Consider the following 16,390-nt stretch of genomic DNA (forward strand, 5'->3'; position numbering starts at 1 on the left):
TATTCACTATCATTAACACATCGCTTGCCTTAACGATTGCCTTTGAAAATCATTAAGGATTTAATCCCTTAAAAATCATGACAAAAACGAATTACGGCTCTACTAGCCGGGTTTCAGCAGCATCTGAAAGAACAGATGATCTGCCAGGAAAGGTATACTTTATTCGACATGGCGAAAGTACCAGCAATGAGCGCAATATTTTTGCGGGTATTTTGGATGTGGGACTCACAGCATTTGGTAAGCTGCAAGCACGCCGTGCTGGAATGGATATTAAGAAAAAAGGGATGAAGTTTGATGCTGTCTATGTATCTCATATGAGACGCGCGCAGCAAACTTGCGAGTTAGCACTTGAAGTTAGCCAAGGGCGAGCTTCCGCAGATACCCCGTTACAAATAGACCATCGCATTGGTGAGAAATCCTTTGGTATTTTTGCCGGACGCAACATAAATCTAGTGCGACTGGCTCTTGGCTACGAAGCCTTCGAGGAAATGTTGCATTCCCATAACGAGACGCCGCCAGCCGGGGAGAAAATGGCTCAAGTTTACGCACGGGCTGCTTCTTTTTATGAGGAGAAGGTTGTACCGCACTTAAAACGCGGTGAAAATGTATTGGTGGTGTCTCATGGATATGTTTTGGAAGCTCTAGCGTTATATTTAAGTGATTTACCGCCAACTGATTACAAAACCCTGAAACTTTCCAATGCCAAAGCGCTGAGTAAAGAAGATTTAGTTAATTTTCGTAAGAAAGAATCTAGTGGTAGCGCATCTTTGCGTAAACAGATAAATGACCTTACTACAATGTGGGGCATTTTTCTGTATGCCATTGCATTTTTAATTGGCGGTTTGCTAAAGGTAGCCAGCTCTTTTGCACCAGGAATTCCTGCCAATCTTTTTACCGTAATAATTGTTAGCTGTTTGGCAATTTCTACCTTTTATACCTATTTAGACATTGACTTTGCCGGGACTAGGGGCAAAGTTTCTAAAAGTGTGAAGGCTGTCGTTAAATCGTGGATGTTGGTACGCTGGACTGTTGGGCTATTGTTAATATTTTCAGGAGTTTTGTATCAAAATACCGGGGATTTATACAAAGTTTTGTGGGTGCTGTTTTGGATGGTGCCGCCAGCCCTGACTTCCCCAGTTTTATCAGTACTATGGGGGGGAAATCTTTATCCCTCGGCTGTAATATCCAGGACATTATCAATCATCGCTCCCGTTGCACTAATTGGGACATTTGCTGTTGCGAAATTACCAATTAATATTGCTAGCCTCAACTTTTTCTATTTTATTCTGATTGTTGGCTTGGCCATACCAGCAACTCTCGCTCAGATTTGGCGTGCTAAATCTCCTGTTGATTCTAATCACCACAGTAAAAATTGGAAATTTATCGGTGTCTTGACTGTGGCAGTAATGGCTTTGGCAACAGGGTTTCAATTTACCCCTGCAACATTTATTTCCGATATCTTTTTCCCAACAGATACAAACCGAGTCTTAGCCTGTCTGCAACAACTTGGTTTTGCCATACTCGTATTTGCCCTCATGCGCGGCTTAGCGGTATTAACTTTAGTATTTTCCCAGCGTTGGATTAGCAAAGCCGAAGCGCAGGATGCTTATATCCTACTTGTAAATCCCAACTTTTTCCTCTGGGCTGCTTTGTTCAGTGGCGTGAGTACAACCGCCAATATAGATGCACTCAAATATACAGCTTTTTGGGCAGCATTGGGCTTTTTCTGCATTCCCCTTGGCGAGCAAGTATTGTTTATGGCTTCTTTCACCAATGAAATGTTGCAAGAAACAATGCGTTCTTCGAGAATGGCAACAGAAGATATTAAAAAGCTGTTCAGTCAATTGGATACTGATGGCAGTAAGGCACTGGAAAAAGCTGAAATTATTGAGCTTTTAGGGTTAATTGAAGATCTGACAACAGGGGAACGTAGTTCTCAAGAAGCTAGGACTTACATAGCTGATTATCTTTTTAATACTCTTGACGCTGATAAAAATGGTTCGGTAGATTTACAAGAATTAGAAGACTATCTATCAACCTATGGGTTGGTAGCAAACCTGAACGTTTAGCTTAGGACAAATCATATGCGTTTACAAGCCGGAGACAAGCCAGACTATGAATTTGCAAAATTCGTTTCTGCTACAAACACGACTGTTCACCCTAACTGTCATGTGCGTACTGGAGGCCATGTTGCATGTATGCTTCAGGAGAGTTTACTCGGTCACTATAGAAGGTACCGAGACAATCCCCTCTTACCATTTGCTACAGTTCAAATGTCGAATAATCAATTGAGAGGAATGCTCTGTTCCTTCTGGGATACTCTTCCAGAATCGATAAAGCAGTACACCGATACCGTATTCGTTCGGAGCGAGACGGTGATTCTTCGATGCATTGGCAACAGTAAACTACCGGTCATCGACGAGAGTGGCGATCTGGAAGTTAGCCGATCTCATCTTCGAGATATTCATGCGCTCGTCCAAAAGTTTCCTGATAATATCATTTATAGAATGCTGGACTACCTTACTGATGACTTCGCATTTCTCAACTCTAAGCTCCCTAATACAGTGAGAGGGGCGCAGCGGTTGCTTGAAGAGCCTTACTTACTAAGGCGAGAGCTGGGTGTCATATCTTCTTGCCTTGAATCCGGAAAACAGATGACAGTTCTCGTACCCTATTGTACTGATAAGCAGCAATATCATGAACTGTATCACCAGTTGAGGAAAGCGTTTGGAAATAATATTAGAATCGGTATATCAATAGAAAATAAGTACTCCCTCGACCTTTTAGAGAGTTTCGCTGGCGCTGAAGTAATCTTTTTTGCACCGTCCGACTTGAAAGCAAGCCTGATTCAAGAAAAACGAAGCACTGTTGATGTAACCAAAGGAAATGAGATAGTCATAGATGCGGTACGTGATGCTATATCGAGATTTGAGAAGAGTTCCGTTCAAGGCAAAGCTCCGGAACTTATTGCCTGTAAAGTCTTAGTCGATCGGATAGCCTCAGAACGTTTTAAGGTTCGTACTCTTTACACTCCAGATCAGTTAGTAATGACAGAACAAGAAAGAAATAGCGTGCAGTTACTGTATACGTGATGATGCTGTTAACGAAATATTTCGTTACATTTTGTAAGTATCACACTAAGTCCGCCATTATCGCCGAGTAAATTTATGTTTTTCATGAAAAAATTGCTATTCAAAAAAAATAAGAGGATATTAAAATAAAAATAATGCTGTTCAACAATTAAGAAAAATTATTGCGGAAATACTCTCGATATAGCTCACAGCTAACAGTTGCTTGATTCTCGATTATATGCACCAAACCTAAACTTTTTAACTTAAACGCCACCTCCATCTCTAACTGAAGAGGAGCCGTTAAAACCTGCTTAAAAGCGTCAGCTAATTTAGGATATTGCTGAAAAATATACAACTGATACTGAAGATGTTTATGATAAATTCCCCTATCAAGGGTATCATCTTGAAGTAACGTTTTTATAGGAATATTCAAGCGGGCACTTTGATACAAGGCCAGTCGAATTAAATACGGAAAGCCACCAGTAAGCTTCATTAACTGCTCAAGTTCAGGCGTCGTGAGTGGAAGTTGGTGGCGTTGAGCTAAATCCTGCACCTGTTCTTGGTTAAAGGTAGGCAGTTCGATCGCCAATCCTACATTAAATGGAGAACGATGGGTGGGTAAGGGAATGTAAACTTCAACGGAATGAGCCATCACGACTCGTAACTTTTGCCAAACCGAAGTGTCTTTGGTTTCCTCATACCAGGAACGCAACAGCACGAAAAAATCACCAGCGAGTCCTGGATACTGAAATAATTGGTCGATGCCATCTAGTGCTAAAATAATAGGGTTACAGGTTTCCTTGAGGATATAACCTTGAAAATAAATCGTGGTGTTCATCAAGGCTCCCATATCCTCATCCCAGTAGTCATTTAATCTAGATTCCCAACCCAACTGTTGAGTGACATTGGTACACAACCAGCGTAAGAAGCGATCGCTCGAAGCAAACACCTCTGTGCCGGCGCAATGTAAGCTAAGTCTCACTGTGTGGTAATTCTGACTGCTGCCACAATCCAAAATGCGTGCGATTAAGGAAGTCTTCCCCATTTTTCGGGGTGCACAAATGCGAAGGAATGCACGGGGTTGGAGAATTTCTTGATAACAGGTTTGTTCAATAGTCGATCGCTCAACGTACAGGCCCGAAGCGAGGGGAACTTGTCCTTCAGGAGATTCTAAAACGTAGTGTTCAGGAGTCAATCCCACCCCAGACATTGCTGCTGTTGTCTCAGTGGGCGAAGGATTATTCTGATTTATCAAATGCTGTTCTAGCAGCGCCGGAAGATTTGTTTTATTAACTTTTTCACCGATCGCCTGTGAAAGCAAATGCCATAACTTAGGTGCAACTGAAAACTTAATATAGCTTTCCGAATAATTATTTTCTTCAGCAATTTGAGCGTAAGTTTTTTTGTCTTCGAGTAGAGATTCTCGCAAGATTACCTTTTGAATAAAGTTAAGCGAAAACCCTGTTTCTGTAGCAACTAAGTCGATTGCAAATTCAACACGTTCTTCAAGATTTTTCATTCAAGTCGCAACTTTTTAAGCTGGGATATTCCTGATTTTTCACGGCATCTCTGGTTAGGGGCTGGGTGTGGAGGAATGACACTAAGAACGAGCTGGGGAGCTGGGGAGCTGGGGGAGCTTAATGTTTCATCAACCAAGGTGATGGGTTGTTAATCATGCTTACAAGACCAGCTAAAACCTGGTTATAAGTTCCATAAAGTTCTCGACCTGTTTCAGTATTTATGTAATTGCATCTAACTGCGAATTCAATCCATGTTTGGGTTTCGGCTGCTTCAGCTTCGCAATCGTTTAGCTTAGCGATAAAGGCTGCTTGATACCGACGCTTTCGCCATGCCTCAGCAAAGTTAGCACAAACAGAGCGTGATGACCGACGAATCTGATCTGTCAATGAGTATCGTTCTTCAACCGGAAACTTTTTGGACAATTCAAAAATCTGCATCGCAGCTTCAAACGCCTTCTTGTATATGTCCAAGTCCTTATGACTTTTAAAGGTTTCTCTACTCAACTTCCCCAGCTCCCCCAGCTCCTGATCTTATTCTTGTATATGTCCAAGTCCTTATGACTTTTAAAGGTTTCTCTACTCAACTCCCCCAGCTTCCCCAGCTTCCCCAGCTCCCCCAGCTTCCCCAGCTTCCCCAGCTCCCCCAGCTCCCCCAGCTCCCCAGGGCTGTCAGGGGATATTCAAGGCTCCATTAGCTCTGAGCCACTGCTTCTGTTGGCAAGTTAACCCTTGAGCATCTGTAAAACAGGCTTTTTTGACGCGAGAACCAGAGAAATCAGCACCCATTAGCTGAGTCTCTTTAAAATTAGTGTGTCTCAGATCGGTCTCAACTAGATTGGTATCTCGCAAGACTGCTCCCTCTAGGTCAGCTCGAAATAGAGAGGCTTGTTTTAGATTAGCACGACTTAAGTCAGCGCCAACTAAGTTGGCTAACTCTAGAGCAACTCGGCACAAAATTGCTTCTGTCAAATCCGCATATCTCAAATCAGCCCCAACCAAATCCGCCTCCGTCAAATCAGCTCTCTTTAAAATTGCCTCATTAAGTTGGCTCTCTTCCAGATCAACTCGCTGTAACGAGGCTTGGCTTAAGATGGCACCTTCCCAATTTGTCTGACGCAGATTTGCTTCATCGATGTTGGCTGCCGTGAAATCTGCCCCTTTCAAGATTGCTTTCAATAAATTGGCTTGACTCAGTATTGCTTGAACCAAACAAGCGCCTTGTAAAGACGCTTCACTTAAATTAGCACCCTTTAAACAGGCAGAAGTTAGATTTGCATTATTTAGGAGAGCATGACTCAGGTTGGCGTTAACTAATATGGCTTCCTTTAAATCCGCCCAAACAAGGCTGCTGTGGAGTAGACACGCTTGACTTAAGTTTGCCTGTTTTAAGTTGGCTCGATTCAAATCTGTCCCCATTAGATTTGTATCGCTTAAGTTGGTGGAACTCAAATCGGCACTATTAAGGTTGGCATTACTAAAATCACTTCCTTGTAGGTCAGTACCCTTCAGGTCAACTCGACTAAGGTTAAGATTTAGAAAATTGCGTTCCTCCTCGGCATAACGCTTAAGAATGTCACTGGCATTAATTAGGTTCATGAGCATTAACGAGGCCTGGCTCGGCTTAACGATTGTTTTTGAGCAAACTGGATTCTGATGCCTTATATTCCTACCTTTGTCATCTATACTAATACTTTGTCCTCGCTTGTTTCCCAGACTAAGGCTAGATTTAAAATATTCATGAATACTATAAAAAATTGGCTGAATTTAGGAGTTTAGCGCTCGCTCTGTCTCGATTCACCAGGTTGATGTTACCTACAAAAAAAATTGAGCTTAAACTGAACGCAAGCAAATTCTAGCATAACTCTAATTAATAGTCCACACTATACCCAAGACTCGCATCAGATTTCCGAGCGATTATTCCGAGATTTACCAACTTTTGGTCAACCCGTATATCTGATAGTTTCCGGCAAAAAATTTATTGTGGTCAATACCAAAAGTATAACACAGAATGCTTAAAGTTTTTTAAGGGGCGGCGTCTTGATACTAAGTGTAATGAAAAAAAAATACGAATTCAACCCAAGCATGGAAAATATGTATTAAGGTGACTATCAAATATTCGTTCTTTATTTTTTAGAGGGGGATTTCCGGGATTGCAGATAGATGTTGCCTGAGACTCTGAAGTCATCGGGTTCTCAGGCAACTTCTATCTGCGCTCTGAATCCTTAAGTGTCAGCTTACTCGTAGGGACCAAAGAATAAGTTACCAGGCGATTCTGGGTTATTACTCAAGTAGAAATCAGCAACTAAATTCAGGTGGTCATTTTTCATAATTTTGCCATCCCCATCGAAATCAAGCTTGGAAAAAATTTCTGCGGCTAAACTATCATCACCAATTCCATGAATTTTGTAGATGAGTTTATATTCTTCAAGACTTATTGCACCGTCCTTATCTACATCCTGAATCTCGTGAAACATACTTGCTATTTTCAGCCAGAGAAAGTCGCTTTTGGGATCGTTCACTAAGTTGTCTTGATAGGAAAGCCACTCATCTAAACTCACTTTATTGTCTGCGTTTGTGTCTGCCTCTTTTGCAAGCCCCTCCCAGCGCTTAGCATAGGTTGAGGAAAGATATTGGTAGGTTTCAGAATCCTGTGATAGGTTGTAAGCTTCTGCATAACCATTGACAATTTTATCAAAGTCAGATTTTTCCAGAAAACCATTTTTATCAACGTCAAATATAGAAAATTGATAGGTCAGTTTCTTTTTTTGAAGTTCAGTTAGCATAGGTTGACCTGTATTGTGAGAACTCAACCCATAATAAGCTATTTTTTTATTTTTTAATCGTGGTTGTAATAACTTCCTACTTTTCCTACTTTTCCTACTTTTCCTACCTTTCCACTTTAAAGTAAAGGATATTTTAGCTGCAAAAAGCTTAGAAAATGGCTTGACTCAAAAAAAATAGTGTGATATATATAAAGTCAGACATACAATTTTTATAATGAAAAAATCAATAAAGCCTCGAAATAGTAGATATATTGGTTTGTTGGTATCTACTTCACTATGTCTATTTAGCGGACAGGTCAAAGCTTCTGAAGGGGTTTCCCAAAGATTTTATGCTTTTAAGAAACCTACTCAGGAACTCGCTCAATTAACCCAGCAAACGCAAACCTTAGTCTTTAATGGCAATAATCTCACGCCCTCTGATGTTATAAAAGTGGCCAGAAACGGTGCCAAAGTGAGCATTAGTGATGCAGCTTTAAAACGACTTCAAACCGCACATGAATTGCTGCTACTTGCTGCTAAAAATGGTCAAGCCATTTATGGTCTCACTCAAGGGGTAGGCTTAAATAAAGACCAGACTCTAATTGATGCAAAGGGAAATTTGAGTGAAGAGGTTATTCGACGCTCTCAAGAATTCAACCGAGGCTTAATTTACGCTCATAGTGCAGGTGCAGGCCCTGAAATGAGCAAAGATGTAGTACGAGCCATCATGGCGGTTCGCCTCAACTCTATTTTATTTGGTTCAACAGGCGTTCAACCGAAAGTTGCCCAATTATACAGCGATTTTTTAAACAACGACATTGTTCCTATAATTCCCTCTAGAGGCTCTGTGGGACAAGCTGATATTACCCTGATTACCCATATTGGTTTGGCGATGATTGGCGAGGGAGAAGTGTATTACCAAGATAAAAAGATGCCTGCCAGTCAAGCCTTGAAAATGGCTGGGCTTGAGACTTTAGTCCCCTTTGGTAAAGATTCACTGTCAATTCTCAGTTCCAATGCTTACTCAGCAGCCTTGGGTGCATTAGCAGTAGCCGAGCTTGAAAACGCATTAAATATCTCAAAACTGGTCTTTGCTTTAAGTCTTGAAGCTTTCGACGGTAATATTGAACCTTTCTTAGAAGATGCTAACAAAATTCGACCTTTTCCAGAAGCAAATCAGGTATCGAGAGACATCCGAGAAATTCTCAGTGGAAGCTATCTCTGGGAAAAGTCAGAAGAGAGAGCTCTTCAAGACCCTCTTTCATATCGCACAGGTGCTTATATACTAGGCGCGGGCGAACATTCTTTAAAACAACTACAGGAACAACTCAAGATTCAACTCAATTCCTCGGATGATAATCCGGCTGTTGTACTCGATGTTGAACCACCATCAACTCGATCTGAGGAAGCATCTCTCTATGTTAATGAGGGAGGAATTCGAGGAGCTGTTATGCCAACGGCTAACTTTTCGCCCTTACCTTGGGTAATTTCGTTTCAAGAAGCGGCGATCGCTTTGAGCTACCTTTCAAACGCATCGGCCCAGCGAACAATTAAGCTGGGCGACCCACATTTTACACACTTGTCCCGATTTTTAGGAACGGAAAATACCGTTCATGCCTATGGTGCAATTCAGAAAACTTTCGTAGCTTTAGCCGTAGAAAATCAGGAACTAGCAGCACCAATACTTGATAATTTTGCCATTGCTGGAAATATCGAAGATGTCTCAACCAATGCTCCCAGAACTGTGCAGCGTGTTAGGACACAGATTGATACCCTCTATTACATCTTAGGAATCGAAATGATGCACGCTGCACAAGCTATTGACTTAAGATTGCAAAAGAATCCTAATTTGAAATTATCGACAGTCACCAAAAGTTTCTTTGAACAGTACAGGCAGGTTGTTCCTTTCATGAAAAGCGATCGGGTGTTAACGTATGATATAGAAAAGTCGTATTCGTTCTTGAAAGCCTACCCTAAATAGGTTTATCAGTTTGAAAAAAATCACTAATTTTAGTTGTTGTAGAGCAATAAAAAAGATGTTAAATCCCCTAAATCGCTTGCGTAAATTCCGTAATGACTCCCTAGGTAATCTCAAACTGGGTAATTTCAAACTACTGGCCGGCTGGACAATTCAATCCAAAATGCAAGCGTTACTCCTAGGAGTTAGCCTCGGTTCCGTAGTGGTAGTTAGTGGGATTGGTTGGTATCAAACACAAGCCACCCTCAGAAACAAAATCGCCGAGCAACTTGCAGGTATCAGCAGCAGCAAAGCCGAGCAGTTTGAATCCTACTTTGAAAATTTGAACAACCAAGTAGGGATGCTGGCAGCAGACAGCAACGTTGTTAAAGCAATGGTGGATTTGAATGGGAGTTTCCGCAACCTGGAGCGCAGCTTTATTCCTGCCGAATGGGAGACAGCGCTGGATACTTACTACACCGAGCAATTTTTCCCTCGGTTGAAAACAAATCTCGCCCCACAAGAAGTGACCCCCAGTGTCTATCGTCCCACCGGACAAGCAGCTCGCTATCTCCAGTATCACTACATTGCTTCTAATCCCAACCCAGTCGGAGAAAAAAACAAGCTACTCGATGCTGGTGATGGCAGCAATTACAGCAAAGCTCATGCCAAATATCAAAAAATATTTGCAGAAATTATCCAAAAATTCGGTTATTACGATTTATTTTTGATTAATCCTAAAACCGGGGATATCATCTATTCCTATTTTAAAGAGACAGATTTTGCGACTAATCAACTACAGGGTTTTTACGCCCAGAGTTCACTAACTGATTTGGTGCAGGCAGTCCAGTCAAATCCTACACAAGGTAGCATTCAGGTTGCTGATTTCAAACCTTACCGACCCTCTTATAACGCTCCAGCCGCATTCGTGGCAACACCCATTTATAGCGGTTCTAACATGATTGGCATTTTGGCCGTGCAAATTCCCATTGAAAAAATCGACCGGGCTATTAGCCGGAGTAATAATTGGGAAGGCAGTGGTTTGCAGAAAACGGGGGAAGTTTATTTAGTCGGGCCGGATTCCTTAATGCGTTCGACATCCCGTTTTTGGGTTGAAGACCCCAAAAAATATCAAAACGTGGTTCGTTACACGGGGACTGACCCGACAACTCTGCAACTGATGGAGAAATTCAACACTACCATTGGCTTACAGAAAATCAACTCGACCGCAGCCCAAGCTGCCTTAGCAGGGAAACAAGGCTTGATAGTAGACCGCAACTATCGCGGGGCTGAGGTATTGAGTTCCTACGCTCCTTTGAAGTTGAACGGCTTAAATTGGGCGATTCTGGCAGAGATGGAGGTGGGGGAAGCTTATCGTCCGCTTTACACGTTGCAGGTAATTCTGTTGATGGCGGCGGTACTTTTTCTACTAGGAACGGCGTTTTTAGCGGCAATTGCTGCAAAGATTTTCACATCTCCCCTGCGTCGTTTGACTGATAGCGCCCGGAGACTTAGTGCCGGTGAACTGGATGTGGAAGTTGATGTGAAATCCCAAGACGAATTTGGGGAATTGGCAACCGAGTTCAAAGAGGTGGCGAACAAATTACGCCAAACTGAGGAACAACTGGAAACCAAGAAGCAAGAAAATGATATTCTCTTGCATAATATCCTACCCAGCGCGATCGTCGATCGCCGAAACGAAGGAGAGTTAGTAATTGCCGACAGCCTCAAGCAAGTAACCATTCTCAATGCCCATGTGGCAGGTATTGCTGAGTTGAGCAAGCAAATGTCACCGGTAGAGATAACAGAACTGCTTACCAGACTATTTGATGAATTTGACCAAGCGGCAGAACATTTTGGTGTAGAACGGCAAAACACTCTTAGTACAGATTACGTAGCAGTGTGTGGACTCACCCAAATCAGATTTGACCACAGCAAACGAACGATTGATTTTGCCCTAGCCATGTTAGACATTATCCAACGCCGAGAAAATGGTCGTCGTAATTTTGCTTTGGGTTTACGCATCAGCATTCATGCAGGCCCAATCACAGCAGGAGTAGTCGGAACCCAGAAAATTGCGTACAGCATCTGGGGCGAAACAGTGTATTTGGCAAGTCGCTTACAAAGCAAAACTGAGTTGAACTATATTTTGCTAACTCAGAATGTGTATGAACGGGTAGCAGATAGCTACACATTCATGCAGAACCCTTCGGTGAATATTGAAAATCTAGGAAATGTAGAAACCTGGACGTTAGTAACGGCCCAAAAGTTGATGAGAAGTCAGGTGGACTTGGTTCAGTCATCTTTTGAAAAAGTCAAGCCTATTTCTGGGAAGGCTGCCGAACTATTCTACAATCGGCTGTTTGAATTAGCACCTTCTTTTCGTCCTATGTTTAAGGGGAATATGAAACCGCAGGAAGGTAAGTTAATGGCTACGCTTGCTATCGCAGTCGAAGGTTTGCGTCAGCCAGAGAAGATTATCCCAGCCGTCCAGAAATTGGGTCGCGACCATGCGGGCTATGGTGTCAAGGCTGAATACTACGATACCGTCGGCGAAGCTTTGCTGTGGGCTTTAGCGCAAGGACTGGGTGAAGAGTTTACTACGCCTGTGCGAAAGGCATGGGAAGAAGCTTACACATTCTTGAGCGAGATTATGAAAGAAGCAGCAGCAGAAGTTGAGTTGGAAAAAATAGGCGTTTGAAGGAGGCAGGAGGCAGGAGGCAGGAGGCAGGAGGCAGAGGGCAGAAGGCAGGAGGAGGTAGGAGACAAGGGGCAGGAGGGTTTTAAGATTTGATTTTTTGAATGCTTGAAACTAAAATTCCTTGAAACCTATCGACTTCTTCCAAAACAGGACTAAATAGTTCAGGAGATGCTAATCCGACTTCCTTGGAAATAATCAACTGAGTGTCAAGTTCTCGAAGCGAACCTAAAGCAATGTGTAGAAAATGGATATATTCGTTTTGCGTTCGTCTTCCATAGCCTTCGGCTATATTTGATGGCACAGAAACTGCCGAACGTCTAATCTGGCTAGTTAATCCGTAAATTTCAGATTTCGGGAATTTTTCGGTAAGTCGATAGCAGTTAATAGCAAGCTTGACTCCACACTGCCAGATAAATTGCTCTCTGTAGCTCATGGTTTAGAAGTTAGAAGTAGGAAGTTGGGACAAACTAAACTAAACAATTATAAACCTCCTCCTGCCCTCTGCCTTCTGCCTCCTCCTGCCCCTGCCCCCTGCCTCCTGCCTCCTCCTGCCTCCTGCCTCCTCCTGCCTCCTGCCTTCTGCCTCCTGCCTCCTACCCCGCTACTTACCGTTTGTTGGTTAAAAAACAATCATGGATAAATCACTTCTGGGATGGTTATTGCTTTTAGGATTGGGATTCCCCTTGTTTGGCATATTGCTTGGCGAAGCTGCCTCAAGATTGGAACGCCAGCAACACCCCTTAGCAATTGGTCTGCGTCAGGTGCGCGAGTATCTGTTACCGCCGTTAGCCGTGCTGTTGGTAATGCGGCAGCTTTTGAACGTGGCTGGAAAAGATTCCTGGGCACGTTTTGTGGAAACGTTAACTTGGGTTGCCGTGATTGTAGCGGGGCTTTCTTTAGTCAACGCCTTACTGACTACAAAAAAAGAAACTATCAAATGGCAAATTCATGTCCCTAACCTGTTTTTTCAGGTAGCTAGGGCTGTAGTAATCTTAGCCATTGGCTATCACATTCTCAATGGAGTTTGGGATATAAGTTTTACTGGTTTGGGTTCCAGTGTAGGGATAGCTTCAGCAGTAATTGCCCTCGCGTTGCAAGATACCCTCAGTAACTTGGTATCAGGATTGTTGCTGCTATTTGCTAAACCCTTCAGAACGGGTGACTGGATTGAGGTAGACGGAAAGCAGGGGCGGGTACTCGAACAAAATTGGTGGTCGGTCACCATAGGAACTCCTGCCTGGAAATTAAATGTTCCCAATGGTGTGTTGTCGAAGGCAAAGATTATCAATTATGGCCAGGGAGCAATGTTTAAAAATATTTCCGCCAGCTTTTCTTACGACGACTCTCCTAATGAAGTGATTCCAGCACTAAGTAGCTTGTTGGAAGGTATAGATGCGATCGAAGGCAAAGGTTTTGCTGAGGTTAATTCCTATGGAGATTCCAGTATCACCTACGACCTTTGGTATAAAGTGCTGCCTGAAAAAGCTATTTTCGTTGCTCCAGAGCTCAAATCCCGACTTTACTATCTGACCAAACGTTATGGTTTTACCGCCCCCTATCCGATCGCAGTTCAATACAGCGTCGATGCCAAACAAGGAATACCGAGCCGGATTCCTCAAGTATTAGAAAATCGCCAAGAGGAATTGGTAACTTATTTGCGATCGCTCCCATATTTCCTAACGCTCAATGACAATCAGATTGAAAAATTGGCCCAACGAGCTAGATTTAAAAGCTACGGCCAAGGTGAGCTCATTATTCAGGAAGGCAAAGAAGACGAGGGACTTTATCTTATGTTCAAGGGTACGGGAGAGGCTTACCTAAAAGATGAAAAAGGCGATCGCAAGGTAGTGGATGAGCTTGAACTTAACGAAGCCTTTGGTGAAATGGCTATTTTTCCAGGAGAGGTAAGTCCAGTTACAGCGATCGCCAAGGCAGATGTTGAGGTTGTAGTCATTCCCGCCGAAAAGATTGTCGAAGCAATTGAATCTAACCATAAATTTGCCTCAGAATTTCTCCAATATATCGAAGAACGCAAAAAAATGGTTTTAGTTGCTAAAGGAATTAAGGAGGATGTGAAGCCGCCTATTAACAACAATGGTAGCCGAGTGCAAGTGAGAAGATAGTTAAATGGTGGACTTTGGACTGTTGACTATTGACACATGAAGCGTGATGTTTTTCGGATGGGTTTTACAAAAACATTCCGCCCTGAAAGCTGAGTTTTTAACCCTGAATTTTGATAAAGTTATAGCAACCGCCAAGGGGATGCCGAACACGAGCGATCGCAAAAACAGGTAGCTTTCATTACTCCTGTTTCCGGCCTCCTACCTTCTGCCTCCTGACTCTGGCTATCCTGAAATTAGCGCTAAAAATAGTTATTTGTTTGGTAGTTTTAGGCTTGACTTTTTTGGTCAAATAGTGTAGATTTTGTTTATTGGTAAAGTTTAAATTTTACTTCAAATAAATACGACACCTTCAGGTCTAGTAAACACTAGGTTCTCCCGGAAAGGAGACTATAAACCCACTAACAGATTTCCGATTTTTTTCAATTTCCCTCCTAACTACCTGGGTAGTTCCCATATATGTCATCAATCAGGATGAGAATAAGTAGAGCAAAAAATTACATAACTTACTTATTTTTGCTCAACCTAGTTTTAGTGTTAACAGCCTGCGCTGGTCAATCCCAAACCTCACAAGCAAATATTGGCAATCAAGCTAGTACGGATCAAGCTTCCAAAGAAAACTTGGGTATTCAGAAAGTCGAGGGGAAATTAGTTAAATCACCCTCAACTCAAGACTCAGCTAAACAGGGTATTGTCTTACCCGAAGTAAAACCCCTGGAACTAGAGGGAACACTGGCGATATCGGGAAGCCAGGTAGTTTTGCCGATTAGTCAGGCTATTGCTCAACGCTTTATCCAAGACGGCTATCCCAGCAAGATTAATCTCGCTGGTATTGATACTCAGGTTGGCTTCAAGCTATTTTGCGAGGATAAAAAGGTAGATATTGTCAATGCAGTTCGCCCGATTACCAGTCAGGAGTTAGCAGCCTGTGCCAAATCAGGTGTTGAGCCGATCAACTTTCAAATAGCCACCGATGCTGTGACTATTGTAGTTAGTTCTCAGAATAATTTCGTCCCAAACAGTTTGACGCGCGACGAACTGGCAAAAGTATTCACTGTTCAAAATTGGTCAGATGTCAATCCCAAATGGCCAAAAGAGCTGATTAAACGCATTGTCCCAGCGGGGGGTGCTACTGGCGGCTCTGTTGACCTGCTTTCCCAAGCTATTTTCCAAGGGAACGTTAGCCAACTTACTAATGCTCCCAATACGGTATTTTATGACTTTGTAGAGCAGTTGCACTCAGAAGCTTTAATTAATCCCTATATGATAGGCTTTTTAGAGTATGCCTCCTATCAACAAAACCGCGACAAGTTGAGGGCGATCGCTATTGATAGAGTAGACCCTTTCCTGGCAACATATCCGATAACTCGTCCGTTGTATATTTATGCGGATGCCAAAGCGATTCGGCAACGACCGGAAGTAGCAGGATTTGTTAACTATTACTTGACCTATGTGAACGAAGAAATTTCTAGTTTGGGCTACTTCCCAGTTAAACAGACCGTCTTGGATGAATCAAAAACTAAGTTTTTACAATTGAAATGAACCAGAAAAAAATAACTACAAAAATGCGAACTTCCGGCATGGCTACTTCGGGGAAATTTTTAAGACTTGCAGGAATAGCTATCCTTGCCTCCTCTGTTTATTTGGGTGATGCTCAGGCTCAATCTCTCACTAACAATAGAAGTTTATCTCCAAAGGCAGAAGGCAGAGGAGCCACTGATAAAGCTCATAAAACCTCCTGCCTCCTGCCTCCTGCCTCCTGCCTCCTGCCTGTTTCATTAATAGCCCAAAATCTAGGGGGAATAGTACGAAAAATACCCCTAGAAGAAGTAGCACTTCCAGCAATGTCTTCAGCAAAGACAGCGACAAATGCTGCATTTAGCCAAGCCCGAATTGAACTAAAGTCAGATGGTTCGTTAATATACATACTCAGAGGTAAAAACCAACAAGGCTTTGAATTTGAAGTACAAGTTACTCCCAGTGGCACTCTTATTCAAGTTGACGAGCAAATATAGCAATCCGATCTAAGTCTCACAACATAACGCCCTCTTGTCTTCCTAGACTTCTTGTATAGCAAGACTTTCAGATTTTACAGATATAGAAAATCACTTATGATTGCTATAGAGTCCAGTGGAGTCCCTGAAATTGCTCTAAAAGCTTTCAAAAAATGGGCACCCAATGACGACATCTCGTCGGCACTAACCTCCTCGCTCATTACCTGCTCAACTTAATTAAACTTAAAATGCTCTACAGCGCAAC

Annotated in this window: 12 protein-coding genes; 7 read left to right on the top strand and 5 right to left on the bottom strand. The window is 42.6% G+C overall.

Annotated elements, in window-relative coordinates:
• Positions 1 to 77: 77 nt before the first annotated feature.
• Both QUB35_RS18155 and QUB35_RS18160 read left to right on the top strand, forming a co-directional pair.
• Entirely contained in the window at positions 78 to 2,069 is a 1,992-nt protein-coding gene (locus QUB35_RS18155) for a histidine phosphatase family protein (protein WP_333143176.1), read from the top strand.
• Between the two features lie 15 nt (positions 2,070 to 2,084).
• Positions 2,085 to 3,092: a hypothetical protein gene (locus QUB35_RS18160; RefSeq protein WP_333143177.1), complete on the top strand. Its 1,008-nt coding sequence runs from the start codon at positions 2,085 to 2,087 to the stop codon at positions 3,090 to 3,092.
• A gap of 148 nt (positions 3,093 to 3,240) precedes the next feature.
• Here QUB35_RS18160 and QUB35_RS18165 read toward each other — a convergent pair whose 3' ends face one another.
• The 4 genes from QUB35_RS18165 to QUB35_RS18180 form a co-directional block, all read right to left on the bottom strand.
• A complete protein-coding gene (locus QUB35_RS18165) occupies positions 3,241 to 4,590 on the bottom strand; it encodes an AAA-like domain-containing protein (protein WP_333143178.1) in 1,350 nt (449 codons plus the stop codon).
• Positions 4,591 to 4,708: 118 nt separating this feature from the next.
• Entirely contained in the window at positions 4,709 to 5,095 is a 387-nt protein-coding gene (locus QUB35_RS18170) for a four helix bundle protein (protein WP_333143179.1), read from the bottom strand.
• 165 nt (positions 5,096 to 5,260) lie between these two features.
• The gene (locus QUB35_RS18175; protein WP_333143180.1) at positions 5,261 to 6,193 is read right to left on the bottom strand and encodes a pentapeptide repeat-containing protein; all 933 of its coding nucleotides are present in this window, start codon (positions 6,191 to 6,193) and stop codon (positions 5,261 to 5,263) included.
• Between the two features lie 632 nt (positions 6,194 to 6,825).
• A complete protein-coding gene (locus QUB35_RS18180) occupies positions 6,826 to 7,374 on the bottom strand; it encodes an EF-hand domain-containing protein (RefSeq protein WP_333143181.1) in 549 nt (182 codons plus the stop codon).
• A gap of 214 nt (positions 7,375 to 7,588) precedes the next feature.
• Between QUB35_RS18180 and QUB35_RS18185 the strand changes: the two genes are divergently transcribed.
• Both QUB35_RS18185 and QUB35_RS18190 read left to right on the top strand, forming a co-directional pair.
• Positions 7,589 to 9,334: an aromatic amino acid ammonia-lyase gene (locus QUB35_RS18185; RefSeq protein ID WP_333143182.1), complete on the top strand. Its 1,746-nt coding sequence runs from the start codon at positions 7,589 to 7,591 to the stop codon at positions 9,332 to 9,334.
• A gap of 55 nt (positions 9,335 to 9,389) precedes the next feature.
• Complete coding sequence (locus tag QUB35_RS18190; protein ID WP_333143183.1) at positions 9,390 to 12,011, top strand: adenylate/guanylate cyclase domain-containing protein; 2,622 nt, start codon at positions 9,390 to 9,392, stop codon at positions 12,009 to 12,011.
• Positions 12,012 to 12,093: 82 nt separating this feature from the next.
• Here the strand turns inward: QUB35_RS18190 and QUB35_RS18195 are convergent, their stop codons facing one another.
• Positions 12,094 to 12,444 (bottom strand): four helix bundle protein, encoded by a 351-nt coding sequence (locus QUB35_RS18195; RefSeq protein ID WP_333143184.1) that lies wholly within the window; start codon positions 12,442 to 12,444, stop codon positions 12,094 to 12,096.
• Positions 12,445 to 12,643: 199 nt separating this feature from the next.
• Here QUB35_RS18195 and QUB35_RS18200 point away from each other — a divergent pair, with 199 nt between their 5' ends.
• The 3 genes from QUB35_RS18200 (at position 12,644) to QUB35_RS18210 (ending at position 16,146) form a co-directional block, all read left to right on the top strand.
• Positions 12,644 to 14,134 (top strand): mechanosensitive ion channel domain-containing protein, encoded by a 1,491-nt coding sequence (locus tag QUB35_RS18200; RefSeq protein WP_333143185.1) that lies wholly within the window; start codon positions 12,644 to 12,646, stop codon positions 14,132 to 14,134.
• Positions 14,135 to 14,590: 456 nt separating this feature from the next.
• Positions 14,591 to 15,673 carry a substrate-binding domain-containing protein gene (locus tag QUB35_RS18205; RefSeq protein WP_333143186.1) on the top strand — a complete coding sequence of 361 codons (1,083 nt, stop codon included), beginning with the start codon at positions 14,591 to 14,593 and terminating at the stop codon, positions 15,671 to 15,673.
• On the top strand, positions 15,670 to 16,146 hold the full coding sequence (locus QUB35_RS18210; protein ID WP_333143187.1) for a hypothetical protein: 477 nt from the start codon (positions 15,670 to 15,672) through the stop codon (positions 16,144 to 16,146). The genes QUB35_RS18205 and QUB35_RS18210 overlap by 4 nt, the downstream gene beginning before the upstream one ends.
• Positions 16,147 to 16,390 lie beyond the last annotated feature (244 nt).

This window comes from Microcoleus sp. B13-B6, from assembly GCF_036705405.1.
GTDB lineage: Bacteria > Cyanobacteriota > Cyanobacteriia > Cyanobacteriales > Microcoleaceae > Microcoleus.

Excerpts from the sequence above, each read along its gene's own strand:
- QUB35_RS18165 (WP_333143178.1), bottom strand. The coding sequence starts at position 4,590 with ATGAAAAATCTTGAAGAACGTGTTGAATTTGCAATCGACTTAGTTGCT.
- QUB35_RS18180 (WP_333143181.1), bottom strand. The coding sequence starts at position 7,374 with ATGCTAACTGAACTTCAAAAAAAGAAACTGACCTATCAATTTTCTATA.
- QUB35_RS18160 (WP_333143177.1), top strand. The coding sequence starts at position 2,085 with ATGCGTTTACAAGCCGGAGACAAGCCAGACTATGAATTTGCAAAATTC.
- QUB35_RS18195 (WP_333143184.1), bottom strand. The coding sequence starts at position 12,444 with ATGAGCTACAGAGAGCAATTTATCTGGCAGTGTGGAGTCAAGCTTGCT.
- QUB35_RS18190 (WP_333143183.1), top strand. The coding sequence starts at position 9,390 with ATGTTAAATCCCCTAAATCGCTTGCGTAAATTCCGTAATGACTCCCTA.
- QUB35_RS18185 (WP_333143182.1), top strand. The coding sequence starts at position 7,589 with ATGAAAAAATCAATAAAGCCTCGAAATAGTAGATATATTGGTTTGTTG.
- QUB35_RS18210 (WP_333143187.1), top strand. The coding sequence starts at position 15,670 with ATGAACCAGAAAAAAATAACTACAAAAATGCGAACTTCCGGCATGGCT.
- QUB35_RS18155 (WP_333143176.1), top strand. The coding sequence starts at position 78 with ATGACAAAAACGAATTACGGCTCTACTAGCCGGGTTTCAGCAGCATCT.
- QUB35_RS18200 (WP_333143185.1), top strand. The coding sequence starts at position 12,644 with ATGGATAAATCACTTCTGGGATGGTTATTGCTTTTAGGATTGGGATTC.
- QUB35_RS18175 (WP_333143180.1), bottom strand. The coding sequence starts at position 6,193 with ATGCTCATGAACCTAATTAATGCCAGTGACATTCTTAAGCGTTATGCC.
- QUB35_RS18205 (WP_333143186.1), top strand. The coding sequence starts at position 14,591 with ATGTCATCAATCAGGATGAGAATAAGTAGAGCAAAAAATTACATAACT.